Consider the following 21443-nt stretch of genomic DNA (forward strand, 5'->3'; position numbering starts at 1 on the left):
AACGAAAAAGCCCATTTGCTTAAGGGTTAATTCACCAATAAAGCAATGGGCTAAGAAATTCTTTTGGGGAGTAAAGAATTTAGTTTTTTAAATCAATTAATTAATGCTTAATTGATGATATAAGTTAATTAAGAGTTATGCGGTTGGAACAAAGCTTGTACAAAACGTGAAAACTTTTGATGTTGTTCTGCTAAAAAGTTTTGTGACGCAGTACTTTTAATTGAAGCCAATACCTTAATCTGATCTTTGTCAGAGATTAATTTATTTTCACCACGCTTTTGTTGCGTTAATGCTTTTTCGATTGGCGAAAGTTTATCATCTACAATCGTTGATTGTACTGGTTTGTTGGTATCTTTAATAACTGCTGTATGACCTGTTTGCGTCATGACAGCTAGACCTAAACTTAGACCCAAGATGTGTAGAAACTGTTTGTTCATTCCATCAACTCCCCTTAGATGGTCACATTTTTGTTCTTTAACATGCGGATTGTAGCAAAATTTTTTAACAAAAAGTATAACTACGTCACATTTTTTAATAATAGTACACAAAAAATGTTTAAAAAACAATCATTGAAACGAAATGTAATACTTTATATTGATAGCATATAAATATGTATGAATCGTGAAGAAATTGATTTTAAGTTAAATCATGTATAAAAAATATCTTTTTTTAACATATTTAATGCGTTTTAAAAGATATGTAAATTTATGAATAATATAGAAAATATAATTATTAAATGTATGATTGTTAAATTGAAATAATAAAAATATAGTGTTTTGAAATGACTTAAAAAGAGAAACAAATGAAAAAATTATTATTTTTATCAGCGATCAGTTTAATTGCTGTTGGGAATGCTTACGCAGCGAAAGAATTTTTAAATGTGTCTTATGATCCTACGCGTGAGTTTTATCAAGAGTATAACAAAAGCTTTGGTCAATTTTGGAAATCTAAAACGGGGCAAGACATTGAATTTAAACAGTCACATGGTGGTTCTGGTAAGCAAGCACGGTCTGTTGTAGATGGTTTACAAGCAGATGTAGTGACTTTAGCACTTGCTAACGATATTGATGAAATTGTCAATGCAGGTCTGATTGAAAAGGGTTGGCAAAAGGAATTTCCAAATAATTCTGCGCCGTATACTTCTACGGTTGTATTTCTAGTACGTAAAGGTAATCCGAAAGGGATTAAAGATTGGAATGATTTAGTCAAACCTGGGGTGGAAATCATTACGCCGAATCCGAAAACAGGTGGTGCACCACGTTGGATTTATTTGTCGGCATGGGGTTATGCACTGAAACAACCAGGTGGGAATGATGCAAAAGCGAGAGAACTGGTAAAACAGATCTATAAAAATGTAAAAGTATTAGATTCTGGAGCACGAGGTTCTTTAACAACTTTTGCAGATCGTGGCATTGGTGATGTATTGCTGTCTTGGGAGAATGAAGCGATCCTTGCAACTTCTGGTGCAGATAAAGATAAATATCAAATCATTTATCCCTCTATTTCAATTTTGGCAGAGCCATCTGTGGCAATCGTAGATAAAGTAGTAGATAAAGATGGAAATCGTAATTTAGCAAAAGGCTATTTAAATTACCTATATTCACCTGTCGGGCAAGATCTTGCGGCTAAATATAATTTCCGTCCTCGTGATGCTAAAGCTGCGGCTAAATATGGTGCTAAATTCGCTAAAATTAAGCTATTTACCATTGATCAAGTGTTTGGCGGTTGGGCGAAAGCGCAAAAAACACATTTTGTTAATGGTGGGGTTTATGATCAATTTACAGCTGAGAAGTAAGCTTGAGTTCTTCTACTCATTTTGAATATCCCAGGGCTTCTTTATTAAAGAAGTCTTGGATTTTTAATTTTCTTATTCTATTTCTTCATATAGAAAGAATAAAAACATATAAAATATAAAAACATCAGGTGTTGGATGCTTTTGTAAATTAAAACAATTAATTAATCGTAATAATCCAATGTGAGTGTTAAAACGAGGCTTTTTCTTGAATTGATGTTTATCAGCTTATTTCATATATTTAGCATAATTTTAGATGATTTAAATTTTTGATTATGAAAACTAAGTTTAAAGCCTTATTGAGCGCTGCATTAGTTGCAACTGGATTAAATCTTGCAACGACAACGACTTATGCTGCAGATCGTGAATTTTTGAATGTATCTTATGATGCAACACGTGAATTCTATGACGAATTTAATAAATCATTTGGTGCGTATTGGAAAGCACGTACAGGAATCACTGTTGATTTTAAACAATCACATGGTGGTTCAGGTAAGCAAGCACGTTCAGTGGTTGATGGTTTAAAAGGTGATGTGGTCACTTTGGCTTTGGCAAATGATATTAATGAAATCGTCAAATCTGGACAAATTGATGCAGGTTGGGAAAAAGAATTTCCACATAACTCAGCACCATATACATCAACAGTCGTGTTCTTGGTTCGTAAAGGCAATCCAAAAGGCTTGAAGGATTGGACTGATTTAACGAAGCCAGGTGTTCAAATTATTACCCCGAACCCTAAAACAGGTGGATTACCACGTTGGATTTATTTATCTGCATGGGGTTATGCCTTAAAACAGCCAGGTGGTAATGATGCTAAAGCACGTGAGTTTGTGTCTAAAATGTACCATAACGTGAAAGTGATGGATCCAGCTGCTCGCGCTTCAATGACGACATTTGCTGAACGCGGTATGGGTGATGTGTTGTTGACATGGGAAAATGAAGCTATGGTCAGCAAAAAAGCATCAGGTGGTAAATTTGACATTGTTTATCCATCAATGTCGATTTTGACTGAGCCTTCGGTTGCAATCGTGGATAAAACAGTGAACAAAAATGGTAATAAATGGTTAGCAACAGGCTATATCAACTATTTATATTCTCCAATCGGTCAGGACATGGCGGCACGTCATTACTATCGTCCTCGTAATGCAAAAGTTTTGGCGAAATATTCAAAACAATTCCCTGCATTGAAAACATTTACCATTGATGAAGTTTTTGGTGGTTGGGCAAAAGCACAACAAACTCACTTCGCCAATGGTGGTGTGTTTGACCAGATTTATAATTCAAAACGTTAAAATTCTAAATGCTAAATTTTATTAGCAAAGAGAAAGCCTCCTATATTTAGGAGGCTTTTTTATGTAAATTAAATGTGTTTTTAAATACATAGGATCAATATGAGTATTCAAATCAGAGCAGCCACACCAAATGATATTGAGCTAATTTTTGATATTCGTACCGCTGTGAAAGAAAATCATTTATCCAGAGAACAGTTAACTGAATTAGGGATAACCGATTTGGCGATTTTAGCTTTGATCGAACAAAAGTCTTCCGTTTGGGTCGCAGAGTTTGAACAATCGGTTTGTGGGTTTGCGATTGCAGATCAAGAAGAGGGAAGTGTCTTTGCCATGTTCGTTTATCCTGATGCAGAGGGTAAGGGGATTGGGAAAGCATTGCTTGAGAGAGTTGAGCACATTTTATTCCAACATTTTTCAGAAATTTGCTTAGAGACAGATGGTCGTAGTCGAGCTTGTGCGTTCTACTCTCGTCAAGGTTGGCATATTCAAGAGCATTTAATGGATGGTGATGTGAAAATGCTGAAAAGACGTCCATCTACTCATGCGCTTGAAACAGAATAAAAGTGGTTTAATTTCTGAAAATAGTAAAGGATTGTCTTTTAAAACGGATTTCTCTATAAAAAGTAATATTTTCCTACAAAAAGTCGTTTGGAGCTTTGACAAAACAAGGTAATAATGTGCAGTTACTTTTTTGCTTGAACTGAAACCATACTTATGTCTCATATTTCTGTATTACTACACGAAACAGTCGATGCTTTACTTGCTGACCGCAATACAGGAATTTATGTAGATGGGACTTTTGGGCGTGGTGGACATACACGCTTGTTGTTGTCAAAATTGGATGAAAATTCAAAAGTGTATGCCTTTGATAAAGATCCTCAAGCTTTAGAAGTTGCGTATCAGTTAGAAAAAGAAGATCCGCGTTTTAAGATTATTCATGCCAGCTTTGCAGATTTACAACAAGAATTAAATCAATTAGATATTTATCAAGTGGATGGAATCATGGCAGATTTGGGGGTGTCATCGCCACAACTCGATCAAGCAGACCGTGGTTTTAGTTTTATGAAAGATGGACCACTTGATATGCGTATGGATAATTCCCAAGGTCAAACTGCTGCGGAGTGGTTGGTTGATGTAGATGAGGAACATTTAGCCAATGTGATTTTTCAATATGGTGAAGAGCGTTATAGTCGTCGCATTGCCAAAGCCATTAAGCAAGCGGGTTATATCAAAACCACGGGTGAATTGGCTGAAATTGTGAAAGTTGCTCATCCGAAGTGGGAAAAAAATAAGCATGCGGCAACGCGTACATTCCAAGCAATTCGTATTGAAATCAATAAAGAGTTGGATGATGTACATGTTTTTTTACCGCAGGCTGTAGATTTGCTAAAATCAAATGCACGTTTAGCAGTGATTAGCTTTCATTCTTTAGAAGATCGTATCATTAAGCAATTTATTCAAAAAGAATCAACATTGCCAGAAGATAATGGATGGGGTTTACCACAAAAGGTTATTGATCATCGTAGACTGAAAAAAGTAGAACGAATTCGTGCCAGTGAGGAAGAAGTAAAAGCCAATCCTCGTTCACGAAGTGCGTGGCTGAGAGTAGCAGAACGCTTAGAACAAAAAGGCGCAGAATGAAAGAAGAGATTGTAGAAGAATCAAAGCATAAATTGGCAATCAAAAAAGTGGTTGTTTATGGCATTTTGATCAGTGCAGTGTTGATCAGTGCATTTATGGTGGTTTTGCAAGTTTTTACCTATCGTCATGACTTTCGTGATTTGAATAGTTATATGCGTGAACGTGAAAGTATCAATGCGGAATGGGGACGTTTGTTGATTGAACAGCAAACATTTGGTGCCACAGCTCAAATTGGTACACGTGCTGTTACTCAACTTAGAATGTATTCACCGCCAGCTGCGCAAACAGTTGTCATTTCATTACCAACTGAATCAGCGCAGAACAAGTAAGGCATCTGTATGGTAGATAAACAAACTAAACAGACTCGGCAATCACGTAAAAAACAGCCGTCTATCTCAGGGAAAAATCCAATATCTTTAGATATGTGGCGTTTTTATTTGATGTGGGGCGTAGTATTGCTATGCTTTGTAGGGCTGATCGGTCGTGCATTTTATGTGCAAGTGATTAATAAAGACTTTTTACAAAATAAAGCCAATGCCAATATTTTACGTTCTGAAAAATTAAAAGCGATGCGTGGCGTGATTAGTGATCGTCATGGTGTACCTTTGGCGATTAGTTCTCCGATTATGAAAGTGGTGATCGATCCGCGTGAATACTTTGAAACCAAAGCGCAATTTGAAAAAATTACAGAAGAATTAAAGAAAACGCCAAACAGTCGTAAACTTAAACGACAGTTGCCAGATGAAAATTTAAATTTAGATGAATTGGCTGATGTCGTTGGTATTGATCGTGCAGATTTGAAAAAGCGTTTGTATGAGCGTCCGCGTTCACGTTATTTAGTCTTGAAAAAAGAAGTACCACCACCGCAAGCTGATTTTTTAACAGAACATAAGTTTGCAGGGGTTTATGCGGAAAAGACCTATAAACGTTATTATCCACAACCTCAACCCAATGCGCAGATTATTGGCTTGACCAATAGTGAAGGCACTGGGATTGAAGGTTTAGAAATGCAGTTGAACACGCGTCTCGCAGGTGAAGACGGTGAGCAAAAGATTTCGCGAGATAAGCACGGCAACCGTATTAACACGCCTGAAGTGGTAAAAGAAGTAAAAGCGGGGGAGAACATTACGTTAAGTATCGATTCTCGTCTGCAATATATTATGTACCGTGAATTAACCGCTGTTGGTGTGGCGAATAGTGCGCGTTCAGCATCTTCAATTGCTGTTGATGTGAAAACGGGTGAGATTCTGGCAATGGCGAGTTGGCCATCTTATAACCCAAATGATAAGAATGGTTTGAGCAATAAAGATGCCATGCGTAACCGTGGGGCAATTGATATGTTTGAACCAGGTTCAACCATGAAGCCATTTACAATTGCTGCTGGTTTAGAAAGTGGAAAATACACACCAAATTCGATCATTAGTACCGCACCAGGGACAATGCGTTTAGGTTCGCATACTATTCGTGATACCCATAATTATGGTGCATTGACAGTCACAGGTGTGATTATTAAGTCTTCGAACATTGGCTCAGCGAAAATTGCTTTGTCATTGCCAAAAGAAACATTACCTACTTTCTTTAGACGGGTTGGTTTTGGTCAACGTTCGGCTGTGAAATTCCCAGGTGAAAGTGGTGGTTTGGTAGTTTCACCTGAAAAACTGAATCCTTCGCAAATTGGAACCATGGCTTATGGTTATGGTTTGAACGCAACCATTTTACAGTTGGCTCAAGGTTATGCCATGTTGGCGAATCATGGTGTTGAATATCCTCTAAGCCTTTATAAGTTGAATGATCAACCGAAAGGCAAGCAGGTATTGGCACCTAAAATTGCAGATGATGTCTTGTTGATGTTAGAGCAAGTCACCATGCCCGGCGGTACAGCAAAACAAGCCAATATCCCAGGCTATCGCGTAGGGGGAAAAACAGGGACAGCACATAAACTTCGCCCTGACCATAAAGGCTATTCGAGTACTGAATACCGTGCTTTGTTTGCAGGTGTCGCGCCAATCAGTGATCCACGCTTAGCGATTATTGTTGTCGTGGAAAACCCGCGTGGTCAATACTATGGTGGCTTGGTTGCCGCACCAGTCTTCGCAAAAATTATGCAAGAATCTTTACGTTTAATGAACGTACCTTTAGACAAACCGCTTGAAACAGCGAAAGCATCCAAATAGGTAGAATATGACAATTTGTTTTCAGGATATTTATCCAGTTGAAAATATACAGGCTTGGATGTCTGAACCTTTTCAAGGATTTAATTTAGATAGTCGCCGTATTGAAACGGGTCAGATTTTTATTGCGTTGACCAGTTATTCACAGCCTGAAAAAACCGTGCAATTTGCGCAAACTGCATTGGATAAAGGCGCATTGGCGGTGATCAGTGAAACAGATTTAGGTCTAGATTCTGTTTTAGTTTGTCCAGATGTTCGTCATTTGATGGGGCAATGGCAAAAGCAATATTTACAAGCGACTGATCCAGTTAAAGCAGCACGAATTCTTGCAGTTACAGGTACCAATGGGAAAACCACAATTTCTCGCTTAGTTGCTGAATTGGTGATGTTACAAGGCAAAAAGTGTGCGGTGATGGGCACCACAGGGAACGGTATTTTACCGAACCTTGAATCGTCATCACATACCACTTTGGATGCTTTGCATTTACAAAATTTATTACATGCTTTTGCCAAGCAAGGTGCTGAGTTTGCTTCGATTGAAGCCAGTTCTCATGGTTTAGAGCAAGGGCGTTTAAATGGTTGCGATATTGAAATTGCAGCTTATAGTAATTTAAGTCGTGATCATTTGGATTATCACGGGACGTTAGAGGCTTATGCAGAAGCCAAATCTCGTTTATTTAAATTTTCCTCTTTAAAAGTGGCAGTGATTAATGTTGATGATGCGCATGCCAATATCATGTTGGATGCAGCCAGTAGCAATCAATCACATCCAAAAGTATTGACCTACTCCACATCTAAAGCAGCTGATTATCAGGTGTTTGGTATTCAATATAGTCTGAATGGCGCGACTTTCCATTTAAAAACGGAACAAGGCGAATTTACAGTTCAAAGCCCATTACTTGGACATTTTAATATTGAAAATCTTGTGGCGAGTTTGATCGTTGCTGAGCAAGCGGGCTTTGATTTAAAACAATTGATCGCCGATGTACCTAAATTAAAAGGTGCACCAGGTCGTATGCAAGTGATTCGTGATGCAGATCGTCTATTTGTGGTGGATTATGCACATACGCCCGATGCACTCACGCAAGTCTTAAAAACACTTAAACGTCATGTTGAAAATCAACTTTGGGCAGTATTTGGCTGTGGTGGAGACCGCGATCGCGGTAAACGTCCATTAATGACCAAAGCAGCATTGGAACAAGCCAACCCAATTATCATCACCTCGGATAATCCACGTACAGAGAATCCTGAGCAGATTTTTGCTGATATGAAGCGTGATATTGATTTTAGTCAACACGATGTGCATGAAATACATGACCGCCGTGAAGCGATTAAATATGCAGTTAAGCATGCACAATCAGGTGATATTGTGGTGATTGCAGGTAAAGGGCACGAAGATTATCAAGAAATTGATGGTGTACGCCATTGGTTTGATGATGTGGTCGAAGTGCAATCTGCAGTCAATATGTTATCCCGTAAAACAAATTCTCCAGCTCAGTAGGAATAGAGATGCACACCTCGACCACCAGTACTGTGCCTTTAGAGCCATGGTCAGCAGCGCAACTTGCTGAAGCGACTCAAGGTTCATGGTATTTAGACAAAGCACCACAAGGTGAAATTAAGCGTATTTTGACTGATTCACGCCATGCTGAATTGGGTGATGCATTTTTAGCACTCAAAGGTGAGCGCTTTGATGCCCATGATTTTATTGTACAAGTGGCTGAAAATGGTTGTCAAATTGCGATTGTCAGTCATCCTGTAGATGTTGATATTTGTCAGCTTGTTGTTGCAGATACAAGATTAGCACTTGGTTATTTAGGTGCTTATCGTCGTGCGCAAAACTCGCAACTTAAAGTGATTGCATTGACAGGCAGTAGTGGTAAAACGACCACTAAAGAGATGCTTGGTAGCATCCTGTCACGTTTAGCACCAACTTTGATCACGCGTGGTAATTTAAATAATGACCTCGGTGTGCCGATGATGTTATTGGAGCTCCGTGCTGAACATCAATATGCAGTGATGGAATTAGGTGCAAGTCATCAAGGTGAAATTGATTACACCTCAAACTTAGTGCAACCGCATGTCGCTGGGATTCTCAATATCGGCACAGCACATTTGGGTGAATTTGGTGGGCGTGATGGCATTTGTCGTGCCAAGTCTGAAATTTACAGTCATATTGACCCAGCAGGAACGTCGATTGTTCCTGCGCATGATGATTTCACGGATACGATTCGACAAGCCGTGCAAACTGAAAAAAGTTTGAGTTTTGGTCAAGGTGGTGATGTTTTTGCAACAGATATTCAGCTTCAGGCGCAATCTGCAACATTTACCCTCAATACTCCTCAAGGCATTCGTACTGTAAATCTACCTTTTGCAGGTGAACACAATGTTCATAATGCCGAAGCGGCAACTGCTTTTGCTTTAGCAATTGGTATTGCTTTAGATGATATTGTGATTGGTCTAGAATCTGCACAAGGTGCTAAAGGTCGTTTAAACTTTATCCAAAAAGCCAATCATTTATTTATTGATGATACTTATAATGCCAATCCAACTTCAATGCGAGCTGCTGGTGAAGTGCTTGCACAGCAAGATGGCATCAAAGTGATGGTGATTGGTGATATTGGTGAGTTGGGTGATACCGCTGCACAGCAACACTATTTGCTAGGTCGTGACCTTGTTTCGGTGAAGGGAATTAACTTTGTGGTTGCTGTGGGTGAATTTGCACCTGCAACTCAAGAGGGTGCAAGAAGCACACAGTACGGTAAAAAATTACAAGCTTTTCTAAACCAAGAACAAGCTTTACCATTGTTGTTAAGTTTAATTGAAACGCATCAACCGCAGTCCATGAGTTTCCTATTTAAAGGTTCTCGTTATACCCATATGGAAACGTTGATGGCTGACTTGATGGAGAAAGTTTAATGCTGTTTTGGTTATTTCAACACCTAGCAGGCTATGAAAATGCGTTCCAAGTGGTGCGCTACTTATCATTACGTGCTTTGCTGAGTGTTTTAACAGCACTTGCAATTGGTTGGGCGCTCGGTCCTGTAATGATTCGTAAATTACAAGCCTTAAAATATGGTCAAGCAGTTAGTTCATTTGCTCCTGAAAATCATGCCAAAAAAATGGGTACACCAACCATGGGAGGGATTCTGATCCTCCTCTCGATTGGGATCAGTACCTTACTTTGGGCAGATTTATCCAATCCTTATGTGTGGATCGTACTCGCTGTGATGGTGATCTTTGGTGCAGTCGGTTGGGCAGATGATTGGATCAAAGTTCGCTATAAAGATAATGCGGGACTACCTGCCAAGAAGAAATTCTTTTGGACGTCTGTAGGTTCACTCGGTGCAGGCATTGCGTTATACATTATTGCAACACAACAGGAAAACCCTGTACATACTGCCAATATGTTGGATTTGTTGATTCCATTCTTTAAAAATCTCAGCATCCCATTGTCAGCAATTCCACTGGGTATCGGCTTCATTATTTTCACTTATTTGGTGATTAATGGTGGTTCAAATGCAGTGAACTTGACGGATGGTTTAGATGGTTTGGCAATCATGCCAATCGTACTGGTTGCAGCAGGTTTGGGTGTATTTGCTTACTTGGCAGGTGATATTCGTTTTGCCACTTATCTGCATATTCCTTATGTGAAATATACGTCTGAGTTGGTAATTATCTGTGCCGCAATGATTGGTGCGGGCTTGGCATTCCTTTGGTATAACGCACATCCTGCGCAAGTCTTCATGGGTGATGTAGGTGCATTATCTTTAGGTGCAATGCTCGGTACAATCGCAGTGATGGTGCGTCAAGAAATCGTCTTTGCGATTATGGGTGGAGTATTTGTAGTTGAAGCAATTTCCGTGTTCTTACAAATCGGTTCATTGCGCATGCGTAATAAACGTGTGTTCCTTATGGCACCATTACACCACCATTATGAGAAAAAAGGTTGGCGTGAAACCCAAGTGGTGATTCGTTTCTGGATTATCACAATTATGCTGGTAGTTTTAGGTCTAATGACATTAAAATTACGTTAAGCCAAATTGAAACAAGAAAGTCGGCATCTCAGCCGACTTTTTTTATTGTGCAAGATCTGTGGAGAATGCTATGAATTTGTTAATGTGCCCAGTATGTCGTGAGGCGTTGAGCTTATCGGATAAAACTTGGCGCTGTGTCAATCAGCATAGCTATGATGTGGCAAAACAAGGTTATGTGAATTTACATGTAGTACAACATAAACATAGTAAAAATCCAGGTGATACGCCTGAATCAGTACAAGCGCGTCGCGCATTTCTAAGTGCTGGTTTTTATGCGCCTTTGCAACAGGCAGTAGTTGAAAAAATTCGTGAACTACGCATTGAAAATTTACTCGATATTGGATGTGGTGAGGGCTATTACACCAATGCGATGCAAAGTGAAGTGATGCAATGCGTGGGGGTGGATATTGCTAAAAATGCAGTCCAAGTTGCGGCAAAATTGAATAAGAATGTGACTTGGGTTGTGGGAACGGGGGCAACTTTGCCTGTGCTTGATGATTCAATTGATTTATGCACCAGTTTGTTTAGTCCAATTCCACAAGAAGAAATTATACGAGTTTTGAAACCTCAAGGCTATTTGATGGTGGTGACACCAGCACCAGAGCATCTTTATACCATGCGTGAAGGTTTATTTGATGAAGTGAAGCCACATGAACCACATAAGTTCGTAGAACAGCTTAAAGCACATTTTGAATTGATTGAGCAACCGATTGTTGAGTCGGTCTTTGAATTGAATCAAGAACAATTGAAAAACTTAATTGCAATGACGCCATACGCGTATAAGGCCAAACCTGAAAAACGCAAAAAGTTAGAACAACAAGAAAAAACTGAACTGAAAGCAGCATTCCAAATGTATATTTTTCAAAAGAGATAATCGTTTTGGGTTGTTTGGGTCATAAAAAACGCCATTCAAAAATGGCGTTTTTTATTTTTAAGTTTTAACTATTGAACTTCATTGATTAAGTTCTCTAGAGAGTCGTTTTCACGTTTTGCATGATCTTGATTCATGGTCGGAGGCGTTGAAGTGGTTGGTTTTAGTTTTTGTTCGCCATTCTCGTCAGGTAGGTCATCAAAGTCATTTGAAGCATTACGTGATGGTGTCACAGGAGCAGGTTTGTAAATAGGACGAGCTAAAGGTGGAGTTGAGCCACTTTCTTTACTTGCTTCATTGTTTTCGCCTTCAACTTGCGTTTGGTTGCTACGTTGTTCACGAGACAGAGGTGCCTTAGCATCTTTATCAAAATGAACCCATGCCGAAGGTGTGCCTTTTAGCGCTTTACCCATAAAGCTGGTCCATACTGGAAGTGCGGCAATACCACCATATTCACGACGACCTAAGGTTGAAGGTTGGTCAAAACCGACCCATGCGATCGCCACTAATTTTCCATTAAAACCAGCAAACCATGCATCTTTTGCATCATTGGTTGTTCCTGTTTTACCACCAATATCATCACGACCAATTTTCAATGCGGCACGTCCAGTACCATGTACGATAACGTCACGAAGGATATTTGCCATATCAAAAGCGGATTGTGATTTTAAAATACGTTGAGCTTGGCGATATTTACTTTGCTCTTCTTTTGTTAAAATAGGTTGTACATCATCCGTATTGGTATTACCTGCAATCACTTCATCGTCAGTAGTGACTTCTGCATCTTCTGTTTTTACAGTTTGCTCTTTTTGATTGATACATGGGATACAGGCATAGTCAGGATTTGCTTCGTAAATGACTTTGCCATAGGCATCTTCGATACGACTGATAAAGTGCGGTTGAATACGGTAACCACCATTGGCAATGGTGGCATAACCTGTTGCCATTTGCACAGGAAGTACTTGTGGTGTACCGAGTGCAATGGTGAAGTTGCGCGGAATTTGGTCTTCTTGTAAGCCAAAATCCATCAATAATTGACGAGCGCGTTCCACACCAACACTTTGTAATAAGCGTACAGAAACGGTATTACGAGAGAGGTATAATGCACGACGCAAGGGAATCATTCCTAAGTAGCGTCCATCCGAGTTTTTAGGTGACCATCTGCCAATACTGATCGGATTATCATTGACCATCGTATAAGGTGTCATACCTCGCTCAAGTGCAAGTGCAAGTGCATAAATAAAGGGCTTGATGGTCGAACCTGGTTGGCGCCAACCTTGTAAGGCACGATTGAATTTCGATTGATAGAAGTTATATCCACCCACGATGGCTACAATCGAACCATCATTTGGATTGATTGCAATGAGCTGTCCCTGTGCTTTAGGAACTTGTACCAATGACCATGCTGTTTTATTTTCATTTGGGCGTAAGCGCACAATATCTTTGGTGCTGACAATTTGAGAAGCACGACTTGGTGCTCCACCAACAGCATTGGCATTAATATATTTTCTTGCCCATGACATTCCAGACCATGGCACAGTGACTGTTGAACCATCTTGCATCTTTGCTTCAAAGGAGTTGCTATTTACTTTTATTACTTCGGCAGGGAAAGTATTAGCATAGGCCATAAACTCTTTTAAAGGTTTATCATGGGCTTCTGCACCACGCCAACCATGACGACGGTCATAATCCTCTAATCCTTTTTGTACAGATTCTTCTGCATATTGCTGACGTTGGCTATTGATTGTTGTATAAACTTTATAACCAGAATCAACAGCTTGATCGCCAAATTTTTCAACCAACTCTGAACGAACCATTTCGCCTACATAGGGAAATTTATTGCTGAGTCCACGGTCAGGCATACTGAGATTGATTGGTTCAGCGACTGCTTTTTGATATTCATCTTGTTTTAAATACCCGAGCTGTAACATACGCCCCAGAATCCAATTACGACGTTCTAAAGCACGTTCAGGATTGACTACTGGATTGTATTTTGATGGCGCTTTAGGTAGACCCGCGATCATCGCCATTTGAGCAACACTGAGTTGATCAAGGTTTTTGTCATAATAAATTTTTGCAGCAGCAGCAATACCATAGGCATTTTTACCTAAAAATATTTTATTGACGTATAACGATAAAATATCTTCTTTTGATAGGTTCTGTTCTATTTTTCGTGCCAAAAATACTTCTGTTAATTTTCGTTTTAAAGTACGTTCAGGAGATAAATAATAGTTTTTTGCCACTTGCATGGTGATGGTTGAACCACCTGTTTGCACATTTGAGCCTGTCACAGTTTCACTGACTGCACGACCTAAGCCCTTAAAGCTAATCCCACTGTGTTCAAAAAAGGAGGAGTCTTCAGCCGCTAGAAAGGCATGGATGAAATGTGGTGGAATCTGATTGTACTCAACGGGCACAGAAAGTTTGCCACCATATTCAGCAATCAGTTGATTATCTGCAGAATAAACTTGCAAAGGTTTAAGCAATGGCGCCTTTTTTAAAGAGCTCATTTCTGGTAACGATGGGGCGATATATAGGTACATTCCATAAAAGCCCATCGGAATTGCGACTAAGATAATAATAATCAGCAAAAAAAAGGGATGAATATGACCTGAACAAGATAGCTTTTTCATAACAAGTAAGTTTTAATAATAGCTAATGGCAAACTAATTGATGGTCAGTATAACTTTTCATTTGACGGATTGTTAGATGGGATATTGTATCTGTAAAAAATTAAGACCAAATGCAGTCGGTTTGTGTTATTTATTGGGGATAAAAAAATAATAGGAAATGTATCGTGCTTAGACTATATCGTAAGCCAAATAAGGGGTTAATAGGAGTAGATATTAGTTCTACTACTGTAAAGATTTTAGAGCTCTCTGTTAAAAACGGTCGTTACTGGGTTGAAAGCTACGGATTAAGTCCGCTTCTTGAGGGGAGTGTGGTCGAGAAAAATATTCTTAATCCTGAAGCAGTTGCGGATGCATTGGAACGTGCAGTGAATCTTGCCAATCCACAATCGCAAAATGTAGCGGTTGCTGTACCTACGTCTATGGTGATTCATAAAGTCATCGAGATGGATGCAGACATGTCTGATGAAGAACGGGAAGTTCAGATCCGAATGGATGCTGAGCAGTACATCCCATTCCCACTCGATGAAGTTAGCCTAGATTTTGAAGTTCTCAATGATAAATTGGCAAATCCAAACCGCGTTAATGTACTCTTGGTTGCGACGCGTGCTGAGAATATTGAGTCTCGTGTAGAAGTCTTAGAAATTGCAGGTCTATCGCCAAAAATTGCAGACGTCGAAAGTTATGCGATGGAACGAGCTTTTGCTGTTTTTTCAGATACATTGCCAATCGGTGCAAATCTTGTGGGTATCCTTGATATTGGTCATACCATGACGACATTATCAGTGATGCAAAATGGCAAAATTATCTATACCCGTGAACAAGTATTTGGTGGAAAGCAACTGACGCAGGACGTACAAAACCGTTATGGTTTGTCGTATGAAGAAGCTGGGCGTGCGAAGAAAGATCGTACATTGCCAGATGACTTTGAAACCGAAGTGTTAATGCCATTTTTAGAAGCTGTGGTTCAACAAGCAGCGCGTTCACTACAGTTCTTCTTCTCATCTTCTCAATTCAATGAGATTGATCATATTTTATTGGCAGGGGGGAATGCCAATATTCCAAGTTTATCTAAATTATTACAACAAAAATTAGGCTACCGTGTCACGATTGCAAATCCTTTCTTGCAAATGGGATTCTCACCACAAATTGATTTGAAAAAAATTGAGAATGATGCGCCATCATTGATGGTTGCGTGTGGCTTAGCTTTGAGGAGTTTTGATTAATGGCAAAGATTAACTTACTCCCTTGGCGTGATGAGCTAAGAGAGCAGAAAAAGAAACAATTTGTCGCAGTTTGTGTCGGGGTTGCATTAGTTGCTTTGGTTTCAGTGTTGTTGGCATGGTTTTATTTTGATCATAAACTAGAAGATCAAGAACAAGCCAACCAATTGGTTACTAGTACCAACCAAAACTTGGATACACAATTAAAAACCTTAGATGGCCTACAAGAACGTCGTAATGCGATTATTGAGCGCATGAAGTTAATTCAAGGTTTGCAAGGTCAGCGTCCAGTCATTGTTCGTTTAGTGGATGAATTAGTACGTGTTGTCCCTGCACAAATGTATATCACTAAATTTAGTCGTGCTGGTGATAAGTTTACGATTGAAGGGAAAGCTGAAAGTCCAAATACGGTAGCGGAGTTTTTACGTGGATTAGAAGCATCTGAATGGTATCGCAATGCATTTATGAATTCATTCTTAGCAGCTGATGATAATAAGAATAAGGCACCGAGTTCTGTGATTCCGCGTGTAGAAGAGTCATATGGAACTTTTGTAGTGACCGTAGATTTGGGTGAGATCGCATCTAATGCAGATGGAGATGTAACGAAAGCTGAGCAAGCTGCTGGGGGTGCAAAATGAGTCGTGAAGATTTTGAGCAATTAGATTCATCTGTTGATGCTCCGAAGAAAAATAAAATGACCGTTGAGAAGTTTTTTCAACAGTTTAATACGCTGGATATGAATAATTATGGTAGTTGGCCGTGGTCGGTTAAGATTACTTGCTGGTTATTTTTATTTTTTGTAGTCTGTGCAATTGGTTACTTTTTAGCGATTAAGCCGAAACTTGAAGCGATTGATCAGGCACGTACGGTTGAGCAAAATTTACTGAATGAATTTAAAGAAAAAGATTCTAAATTACGCAATTTGCAACAATATCAAATGCAACTGCAACAAATGGAAGCGAATTTTAATCAGCAATTAGAGCAATTGCCGAAAGAAACAGAAATTCCAAGTCTGGTTGAAGATATTAACGTGACTGGTGTGAGTTCAGGTCTGAAATTTAAAAATATTAGATTGGAACAAGAAGTTAAGCAAGAGTTCTTTATTGAACAACCGATCTCGATTGATGCGACTGGTGATTATCATTCATTTGGTAGTTTTGTCAGTAGTATTGCTGCTTTACCTCGTATTGTAACTTTGCATGATTTTACAATTTCAGGTGTGCCGAGCCAAGATAAAAAATCAGATGTGCCTGTTGTAGATTATACAATTAAAGCAAAAACTTACCGTTATGTTGGTGCTGATGGACAAGGGGCAGGTAATACCAATGCCTCAGCGACACCACCGCAAGGAGGGGCGCCACAATGAAAAAGCACATTAAACTAATTTGTGGTGCTTCATTTGCGATGTTATTGGTGGGATGTGATTCACGTATAGATGCTGTAAATCAAGAAATGGCAAATATTCGTAATCAACCCGCATTACCGATTGAACCAGCACCTGCATTTAATCCAGTGCCAAGCTTTAATTATTCAGCTCAACAGTTACGTAGCCCTTTTTTACCAAGTTCATTGGCGAATGAACTAAAAATCATGTCAGGCAAGCGCGTATATCCTAATTTTTCTAGACAGCCGCAACCACTCGAAAGTTATCCTCTAGAGTCGTTGTCGTTGAAAGGGAGTATGAAGGGAGGTTCTGGGCAAACGGTTGGTTTGATTCAAACTCCAGATGGGGAAATTGAGCGTGTACAACGTGGCAATTATATGGGAATGAATCAGGGTCGTATTATCGAAATTACCCCTACTCGTATTGATTTGTTGGAAATTGTTCCAGATGGACGAGATGGATATATTGAGCGACCTCGCAGTTTAGTTCTAATTGGTCCTGTGGATTAAAACGGAATAAGGAATAAAAATGAAAAACGGTTTGAAACGTATCTTTTGTGGGGATGGTAAGTTTATGAATAGTCAGCTTCGCCAATTTACTATGGCCGCTGTTTCAATTGCAGTGATGCAGGTTGCGACGGCACAAACAACCATGACCAATGTCGTGCCAATGAAAATACTGGGGCAAGGTACAGAAATTCGTGTGATGTTCAATGGCTTACCTCCACAGCCTCAAGCATATCAACTGGATAATCCTTCACGTCTCATTTTAGACTTTGATGGTGCCAAACAAAATATTGCACAACCCTCAATTCCTGTAGCCAGTGATGAAGCTTCAAGTGTTGATGTGGCAGCAGATGATCAACGTTCACGTTTAACGGTGAATTTAAATAAAAGTGGTGATTTTACAACACGCGTTGAAGGCAATACGTTTATTTTAAAAATTAACAATGCCAATCAAACAACAGCATTACCAAATTATGCTTCATCGAATGTGACCAAGCAAAGCCAAGGTATTTCTGATATTGGTTTTCAGCGTGGTAGTGCAGGTGAAGGTCAGGTTGTCGTGAGTCTGGCAGGGGCAAATACGCCTGTAGATGTTCAGCAACAAGGCAGTAAAGTTGTTATTCGTACTTTAGGAAATAAAATTCCTGCACATTTGATTCGCCGTTTAAATGTCAATGACTTCGCGACACCAGCGTCAACGGTTGATGCTTATAATGATGGTTCGAATGGTGTGATCACGATTCAGACTTCTGGTAGCTATGAATATATGGCATATCAGGCTGAGAATAAGTTAACTGTAAGCTTAAAACGCCCTGCTGAAAATAAGATTAATCGTCCGAATTCCAGCCAATCGTATACGGGTAAGAAAATATCTTTAGATTTCCAAGATATTGAAGTACGTCGTGTGTTGCAGTTATTGGCTGATTTCACGGGTATCAATATGGTGGCGTCAGATTCGGTACAAGGCAATATTACACTTCGTTTAAAAGATGTGCCATGGGATCAAGCGCTTGATATTATTCTTAAAACTAAGAATTTAGATAAACGTCGCAATGGTAGTGTGATTTGGATTGCACCTGTTGCGGAATTGATTAAGTCTGAAGAAGAAGAAGCGAAGGCAATTGCTCAAAGTATTAAGCTCGCTCCAATTCAAACTGAATATATTCAGCTGAGTTATGCAAAAGTTGCTGATGTTTTGAAGTTGCTTGAGGATTCAAGAGACCCTAAAGGTGCTCAAGCAAATCGAACAACGAATACGGACTCTTTGGCTTTGGAGAGTATGCTGAGTTCGCGAGGTAGTGTTGTTGCGGATACAAGAACCAATACATTAATTATTAATGATACGGCTCAAAATATTGATAAAGTACGTAAGATGATTGATCTATTAGATGTATCAGTCAAGCAAGTGATGGTTGAAGCGCGTATTGTCCGTGCGACGACTGACTTTACCAAAGAAATGGGGGTGAAGTGGGGAATTTTATCTCAAGGTGTAACTCGTAATAACGACTTATTGGTTGGCGGTAGTGATACTACGTTGTGGGATCTACGTGAGCCAGATGACGATGGTAAATATACAATTTCTCGTCCCGATAATTTAAATGTGGACTTAGGTGTGACAGCTGAAGGTGCAAGTAAAATTGCCTTTGGTCTAATCAATATGTCTGATTTTATGTTGGATCTTGAATTATCTGCATTACAGTCTGATGGTTATGGTGAAGTGATTTCTACGCCAAAAGTACTGACAGCAGATAAGCAAAAAGCTAAAGTGGCTTCAGGTCAAGAAATTCCATATCAAACCACTTCAACTGCAGGTGGAACAGCGACAGCAACAACCTCATTTAAAGAAGCGCTGTTGAGTTTAGATGTAACGCCAAGTATTACGCCTGATGGTAAGGTGCAGATGCAGTTAAATATCACCAGTGACTCGCGTGGTGGTACAGCACCGAATGGTGAAGTGATTCTGAACAAAAATGAAATTAATACCAATGTACTTGTTGATAATGGTGAAACAGTGGTGCTTGGTGGAATTTTTGAACAGTCGACTTCCAATACACAAACCAAAGTTCCTTTCTTAGGTGATATTCCTTATCTAGGGCGTTTATTCCGTAGAGATGCGAAAACAGAGAGCAAGCAAGAGTTATTAATCTTTGTTACACCTAGAATTGTTAATGACAGTCGTACGAGAAATCATTAATATAGTTTTAATGAAAGCAATTCGATAGGTGACTCCTTGCCAAGCAAAGAGTTTGAAACCCTGCCAAATATTTATTTGGTGGGGCCCATGGGAGCAGGAAAAACCACAGTTGGTCGGCATTTGGCTGAACTGTTAGGGCGTGAGTTTTTAGATAGTGATCATGAAATAGAACGTAAAACAGGCGCATCTATCCCTTGGATTTTTGAAAAAGAAGGCGAACAAGGTTTCCGTACAAGAGAAACAATCGTCATTGATGATTTAACATCACAAAAAAATCTAGTGGTTGCCACTGGTGGTGGTGCAGTCACGCAAATCATGAATCGAGAATATCTAAAAAATAGAGGTATCGTGATTTATTTATATACCCCTGTTGAAATTCAATTATTACGTACGCATCGCGATAAAAATCGTCCGCTATTGCAAGTGGAAAATCCAGAGCAAAAGTTAAGAGACTTACTTAAAGCTCGAGATCCGCTTTATCGAGAAGTGGCGCATTATATTATTGAAACCAACCAAGGTGCGGCTAGAGATCTCGCAAATAAAATATTGCAACTTATCGTTTCGAAAGAAATTGCTTAATCAATAACTTAAATCGTAATTTGGCAGGATCATGCAAACTTTACATGTTGAACTGGGTGAACGTCGTTATCCAATTTTTATCGGTAGTCATTTAAATCCACAACAATTGCTAGAACCCTATATTCATGGGCGACAAGTGATGATTGTGACCAATACAACAGTGCAGCCTTTGTATTTATCACATTATGTTGAAGCGATAGAACAACTGGGTAAGCAAGTATCAGTTTGTGTGTTGCCAGATGGTGAAAAATATAAAAATATTGAACATCTCAATTTAATTTTTGATGCACTCCTTGAGGCAGGCTTTAATCGTGATTGTACTGTTCTTGCTTTAGGTGGTGGTGTGATTGGCGATATGGCTGGGTTTGCTTCAGCATGTTTTCAACGCGGTGTTTATTTTATCCAAGTGCCTACGACACTATTATCTCAAGTCGATTCAAGTGTTGGAGGGAAAACGGGGATTAATCATCCTTTAGGTAAAAATATGATTGGTGCTTTTCAGCAACCTCAAGTGGTCTTAGCTGATATGGCGCAACTCAAAACACTCCCTCCACGTGAATTATCGGCAGGTTTAGCTGAAGTCATTAAATATGCTTTGCTGGGTGATGAGGAATTCCTCGTTTGGCTTGAGCAGAATATGGATGGCTTAGTTGCTCAGGATCCTGAATTATTGGCAGAGGCTGTTTATCGCTCGTGTGCGCACAAAGCACGAATCGTCGCCAATGATGAAAAAGAGCAAGGTGAACGTGCACTTTTAAATCTCGGACATACTTTTGGTCATGCTATTGAGTCTTATTTAGGTTACGGAGAGTGGCTACATGGTGAGGCTGTTGCAACGGGTATGGTGATGGCAGCTGATCTGTCTCAACGTATGGGATGGATTTCACAAAATGATCTAGAACGTACAAAAAAAATCATACAACGTGCACAATTACCTGTAGCATGTCCTAAAATTCCACTGGATGAATTTTTAGCTTATATGTCGCATGATAAAAAAGTATTAAATGGTCAATTACGTTTAATCTTATTGAAGCAACTCGGACAAGCCATCATTACTAAAGATTTTGATGTGGAGTTGATGAAACAAGCGATTTTAGCGAATCAAATATAGTAAAGGTTAGTT

The 21443-nt window shown here is 39.3% G+C and carries 19 protein-coding genes; 17 read left to right on the forward strand and 2 right to left on the reverse strand.

Annotated elements, in window-relative coordinates; all coding sequences use genetic code 11:
• Window positions 1-128 precede the first annotated feature (128 nt).
• Entirely contained in the window at window positions 129-437 is a 309-nt protein-coding gene (locus EXE10_RS01190) for a hypothetical protein (protein WP_087552784.1), read from the reverse strand.
• A gap of 365 nt (window positions 438-802) precedes the next feature.
• Here EXE10_RS01190 and EXE10_RS01195 point away from each other — a divergent pair, with 365 nt between their 5' ends.
• From EXE10_RS01195 to EXE10_RS01240, 10 genes are all read left to right on the forward strand, one after another.
• Window positions 803-1795, forward strand: coding sequence for a sulfate ABC transporter substrate-binding protein (locus EXE10_RS01195; RefSeq protein WP_130112077.1), 993 nt, complete (start codon window positions 803-805; stop codon window positions 1793-1795).
• Between the two features lie 272 nt (window positions 1796-2067).
• A complete protein-coding gene (locus EXE10_RS01200) occupies window positions 2068-3084 on the forward strand; it encodes a sulfate ABC transporter substrate-binding protein (RefSeq protein WP_068975047.1) in 1017 nt (338 codons plus the stop codon).
• 99 nt (window positions 3085-3183) lie between these two features.
• The gene (locus tag EXE10_RS01205; protein ID WP_130112078.1) at window positions 3184-3645 is read left to right on the forward strand and encodes a GNAT family N-acetyltransferase; all 462 of its coding nucleotides are present in this window, start codon (window positions 3184-3186) and stop codon (window positions 3643-3645) included.
• Window positions 3646-3798: 153 nt separating this feature from the next.
• Complete coding sequence (gene rsmH, locus EXE10_RS01210; RefSeq protein ID WP_087552970.1) at window positions 3799-4725, forward strand: 16S rRNA (cytosine(1402)-N(4))-methyltransferase RsmH; 927 nt, start codon at window positions 3799-3801, stop codon at window positions 4723-4725.
• Entirely contained in the window at window positions 4722-5054 is a 333-nt protein-coding gene (locus tag EXE10_RS01215) for a cell division protein FtsL (protein ID WP_068975050.1), read from the forward strand. Before rsmH ends, EXE10_RS01215 begins: the two co-directional genes overlap by 4 nt.
• A gap of 9 nt (window positions 5055-5063) precedes the next feature.
• On the forward strand, window positions 5064-6899 hold the full coding sequence (gene ftsI, locus EXE10_RS01220; RefSeq protein ID WP_068975051.1) for a penicillin-binding protein PBP3: 1836 nt from the start codon (window positions 5064-5066) through the stop codon (window positions 6897-6899).
• Between the two features lie 7 nt (window positions 6900-6906).
• Window positions 6907-8397 carry a UDP-N-acetylmuramoyl-L-alanyl-D-glutamate--2,6-diaminopimelate ligase gene (locus EXE10_RS01225; protein WP_130112079.1) on the forward strand — a complete coding sequence of 497 codons (1491 nt, stop codon included), beginning with the start codon at window positions 6907-6909 and terminating at the stop codon, window positions 8395-8397.
• 8 nt (window positions 8398-8405) lie between these two features.
• Window positions 8406-9815, forward strand: a complete 1410-nt coding sequence (locus EXE10_RS01230; protein ID WP_130112080.1) for a UDP-N-acetylmuramoyl-tripeptide--D-alanyl-D-alanine ligase — start codon at window positions 8406-8408, stop codon at window positions 9813-9815.
• Entirely contained in the window at window positions 9815-10933 is a 1119-nt protein-coding gene (gene mraY / locus EXE10_RS01235) for a phospho-N-acetylmuramoyl-pentapeptide-transferase (RefSeq protein ID WP_130112081.1), read from the forward strand. Before EXE10_RS01230 ends, mraY begins: the two co-directional genes overlap by 1 nt.
• A 70-nt stretch (window positions 10934-11003) precedes the next feature.
• On the forward strand, window positions 11004-11807 hold the full coding sequence (locus tag EXE10_RS01240; RefSeq protein WP_130112082.1) for a putative RNA methyltransferase: 804 nt from the start codon (window positions 11004-11006) through the stop codon (window positions 11805-11807).
• 68 nt (window positions 11808-11875) lie between these two features.
• On the opposite strand, the gene ponA is transcribed toward EXE10_RS01240, so the two are convergent.
• Window positions 11876-14437 carry a penicillin-binding protein PBP1a gene (gene ponA / locus EXE10_RS01245; RefSeq protein ID WP_130112083.1) on the reverse strand — a complete coding sequence of 854 codons (2562 nt, stop codon included), beginning with the start codon at window positions 14435-14437 and terminating at the stop codon, window positions 11876-11878.
• 164 nt (window positions 14438-14601) lie between these two features.
• Between ponA and EXE10_RS01250 the strand changes: the two genes are divergently transcribed.
• From EXE10_RS01250 to aroB, 7 genes are read left to right on the forward strand one after another with little or no spacing between them, the layout of a single operon-like run.
• A complete protein-coding gene (locus tag EXE10_RS01250; RefSeq protein ID WP_130112084.1) occupies window positions 14602-15660 on the forward strand; it encodes a pilus assembly protein PilM in 1059 nt (352 codons plus the stop codon).
• On the forward strand, window positions 15660-16295 hold the full coding sequence (locus tag EXE10_RS01255) for a PilN domain-containing protein (protein ID WP_130112085.1): 636 nt from the start codon (window positions 15660-15662) through the stop codon (window positions 16293-16295). The genes EXE10_RS01250 and EXE10_RS01255 overlap by 1 nt, the downstream gene beginning before the upstream one ends.
• Window positions 16292-17023, forward strand: coding sequence for a type 4a pilus biogenesis protein PilO (locus tag EXE10_RS01260; protein ID WP_130112086.1), 732 nt, complete (start codon window positions 16292-16294; stop codon window positions 17021-17023). The genes EXE10_RS01255 and EXE10_RS01260 overlap by 4 nt, the downstream gene beginning before the upstream one ends.
• Window positions 17020-17550, forward strand: coding sequence for a pilus assembly protein PilP (locus tag EXE10_RS01265; protein ID WP_068975060.1), 531 nt, complete (start codon window positions 17020-17022; stop codon window positions 17548-17550). The genes EXE10_RS01260 and EXE10_RS01265 overlap by 4 nt, the downstream gene beginning before the upstream one ends.
• A gap of 19 nt (window positions 17551-17569) precedes the next feature.
• Entirely contained in the window at window positions 17570-19741 is a 2172-nt protein-coding gene (gene pilQ / locus EXE10_RS01270) for a type IV pilus secretin PilQ (RefSeq protein WP_130112087.1), read from the forward strand.
• A 36-nt stretch (window positions 19742-19777) separates the two neighbouring features.
• Window positions 19778-20320, forward strand: coding sequence for a shikimate kinase AroK (gene aroK, locus EXE10_RS01275; protein ID WP_068975062.1), 543 nt, complete (start codon window positions 19778-19780; stop codon window positions 20318-20320).
• Between the two features lie 31 nt (window positions 20321-20351).
• A complete protein-coding gene (gene aroB, locus EXE10_RS01280) occupies window positions 20352-21431 on the forward strand; it encodes a 3-dehydroquinate synthase (RefSeq protein WP_130112088.1) in 1080 nt (359 codons plus the stop codon).
• Window positions 21432-21443: the final 12 nt, after the last annotated feature.

Origin of the sequence: Acinetobacter sp. WCHAc060033, assembly GCF_004209125.1 — a bacterium.
GTDB lineage: Bacteria > Pseudomonadota > Gammaproteobacteria > Pseudomonadales > Moraxellaceae > Acinetobacter > Acinetobacter wuhouensis.

Coding starts and splice junctions, on each gene's coding strand:
- EXE10_RS01190 (WP_087552784.1), bottom strand. CDS start 437: ATGAACAAACAGTTTCTACACATCTTGGGTCTAAGTTTAGGTCTAGCT.
- EXE10_RS01195 (WP_130112077.1), top strand. CDS start 803: ATGAAAAAATTATTATTTTTATCAGCGATCAGTTTAATTGCTGTTGGG.
- EXE10_RS01200 (WP_068975047.1), top strand. CDS start 2,068: ATGAAAACTAAGTTTAAAGCCTTATTGAGCGCTGCATTAGTTGCAACT.
- EXE10_RS01205 (WP_130112078.1), top strand. CDS start 3,184: ATGAGTATTCAAATCAGAGCAGCCACACCAAATGATATTGAGCTAATT.
- rsmH (WP_087552970.1), top strand. CDS start 3,799: ATGTCTCATATTTCTGTATTACTACACGAAACAGTCGATGCTTTACTT.
- EXE10_RS01215 (WP_068975050.1), top strand. CDS start 4,722: ATGAAAGAAGAGATTGTAGAAGAATCAAAGCATAAATTGGCAATCAAA.
- ftsI (WP_068975051.1), top strand. CDS start 5,064: ATGGTAGATAAACAAACTAAACAGACTCGGCAATCACGTAAAAAACAG.
- EXE10_RS01225 (WP_130112079.1), top strand. CDS start 6,907: ATGACAATTTGTTTTCAGGATATTTATCCAGTTGAAAATATACAGGCT.
- EXE10_RS01230 (WP_130112080.1), top strand. CDS start 8,406: ATGCACACCTCGACCACCAGTACTGTGCCTTTAGAGCCATGGTCAGCA.
- mraY (WP_130112081.1), top strand. CDS start 9,815: ATGCTGTTTTGGTTATTTCAACACCTAGCAGGCTATGAAAATGCGTTC.
- EXE10_RS01240 (WP_130112082.1), top strand. CDS start 11,004: ATGAATTTGTTAATGTGCCCAGTATGTCGTGAGGCGTTGAGCTTATCG.
- ponA (WP_130112083.1), bottom strand. CDS start 14,437: ATGAAAAAGCTATCTTGTTCAGGTCATATTCATCCCTTTTTTTTGCTG.
- EXE10_RS01255 (WP_130112085.1), top strand. CDS start 15,660: ATGGCAAAGATTAACTTACTCCCTTGGCGTGATGAGCTAAGAGAGCAG.
- EXE10_RS01260 (WP_130112086.1), top strand. CDS start 16,292: ATGAGTCGTGAAGATTTTGAGCAATTAGATTCATCTGTTGATGCTCCG.
- EXE10_RS01265 (WP_068975060.1), top strand. CDS start 17,020: ATGAAAAAGCACATTAAACTAATTTGTGGTGCTTCATTTGCGATGTTA.
- pilQ (WP_130112087.1), top strand. CDS start 17,570: ATGAAAAACGGTTTGAAACGTATCTTTTGTGGGGATGGTAAGTTTATG.
- aroB (WP_130112088.1), top strand. CDS start 20,352: ATGCAAACTTTACATGTTGAACTGGGTGAACGTCGTTATCCAATTTTT.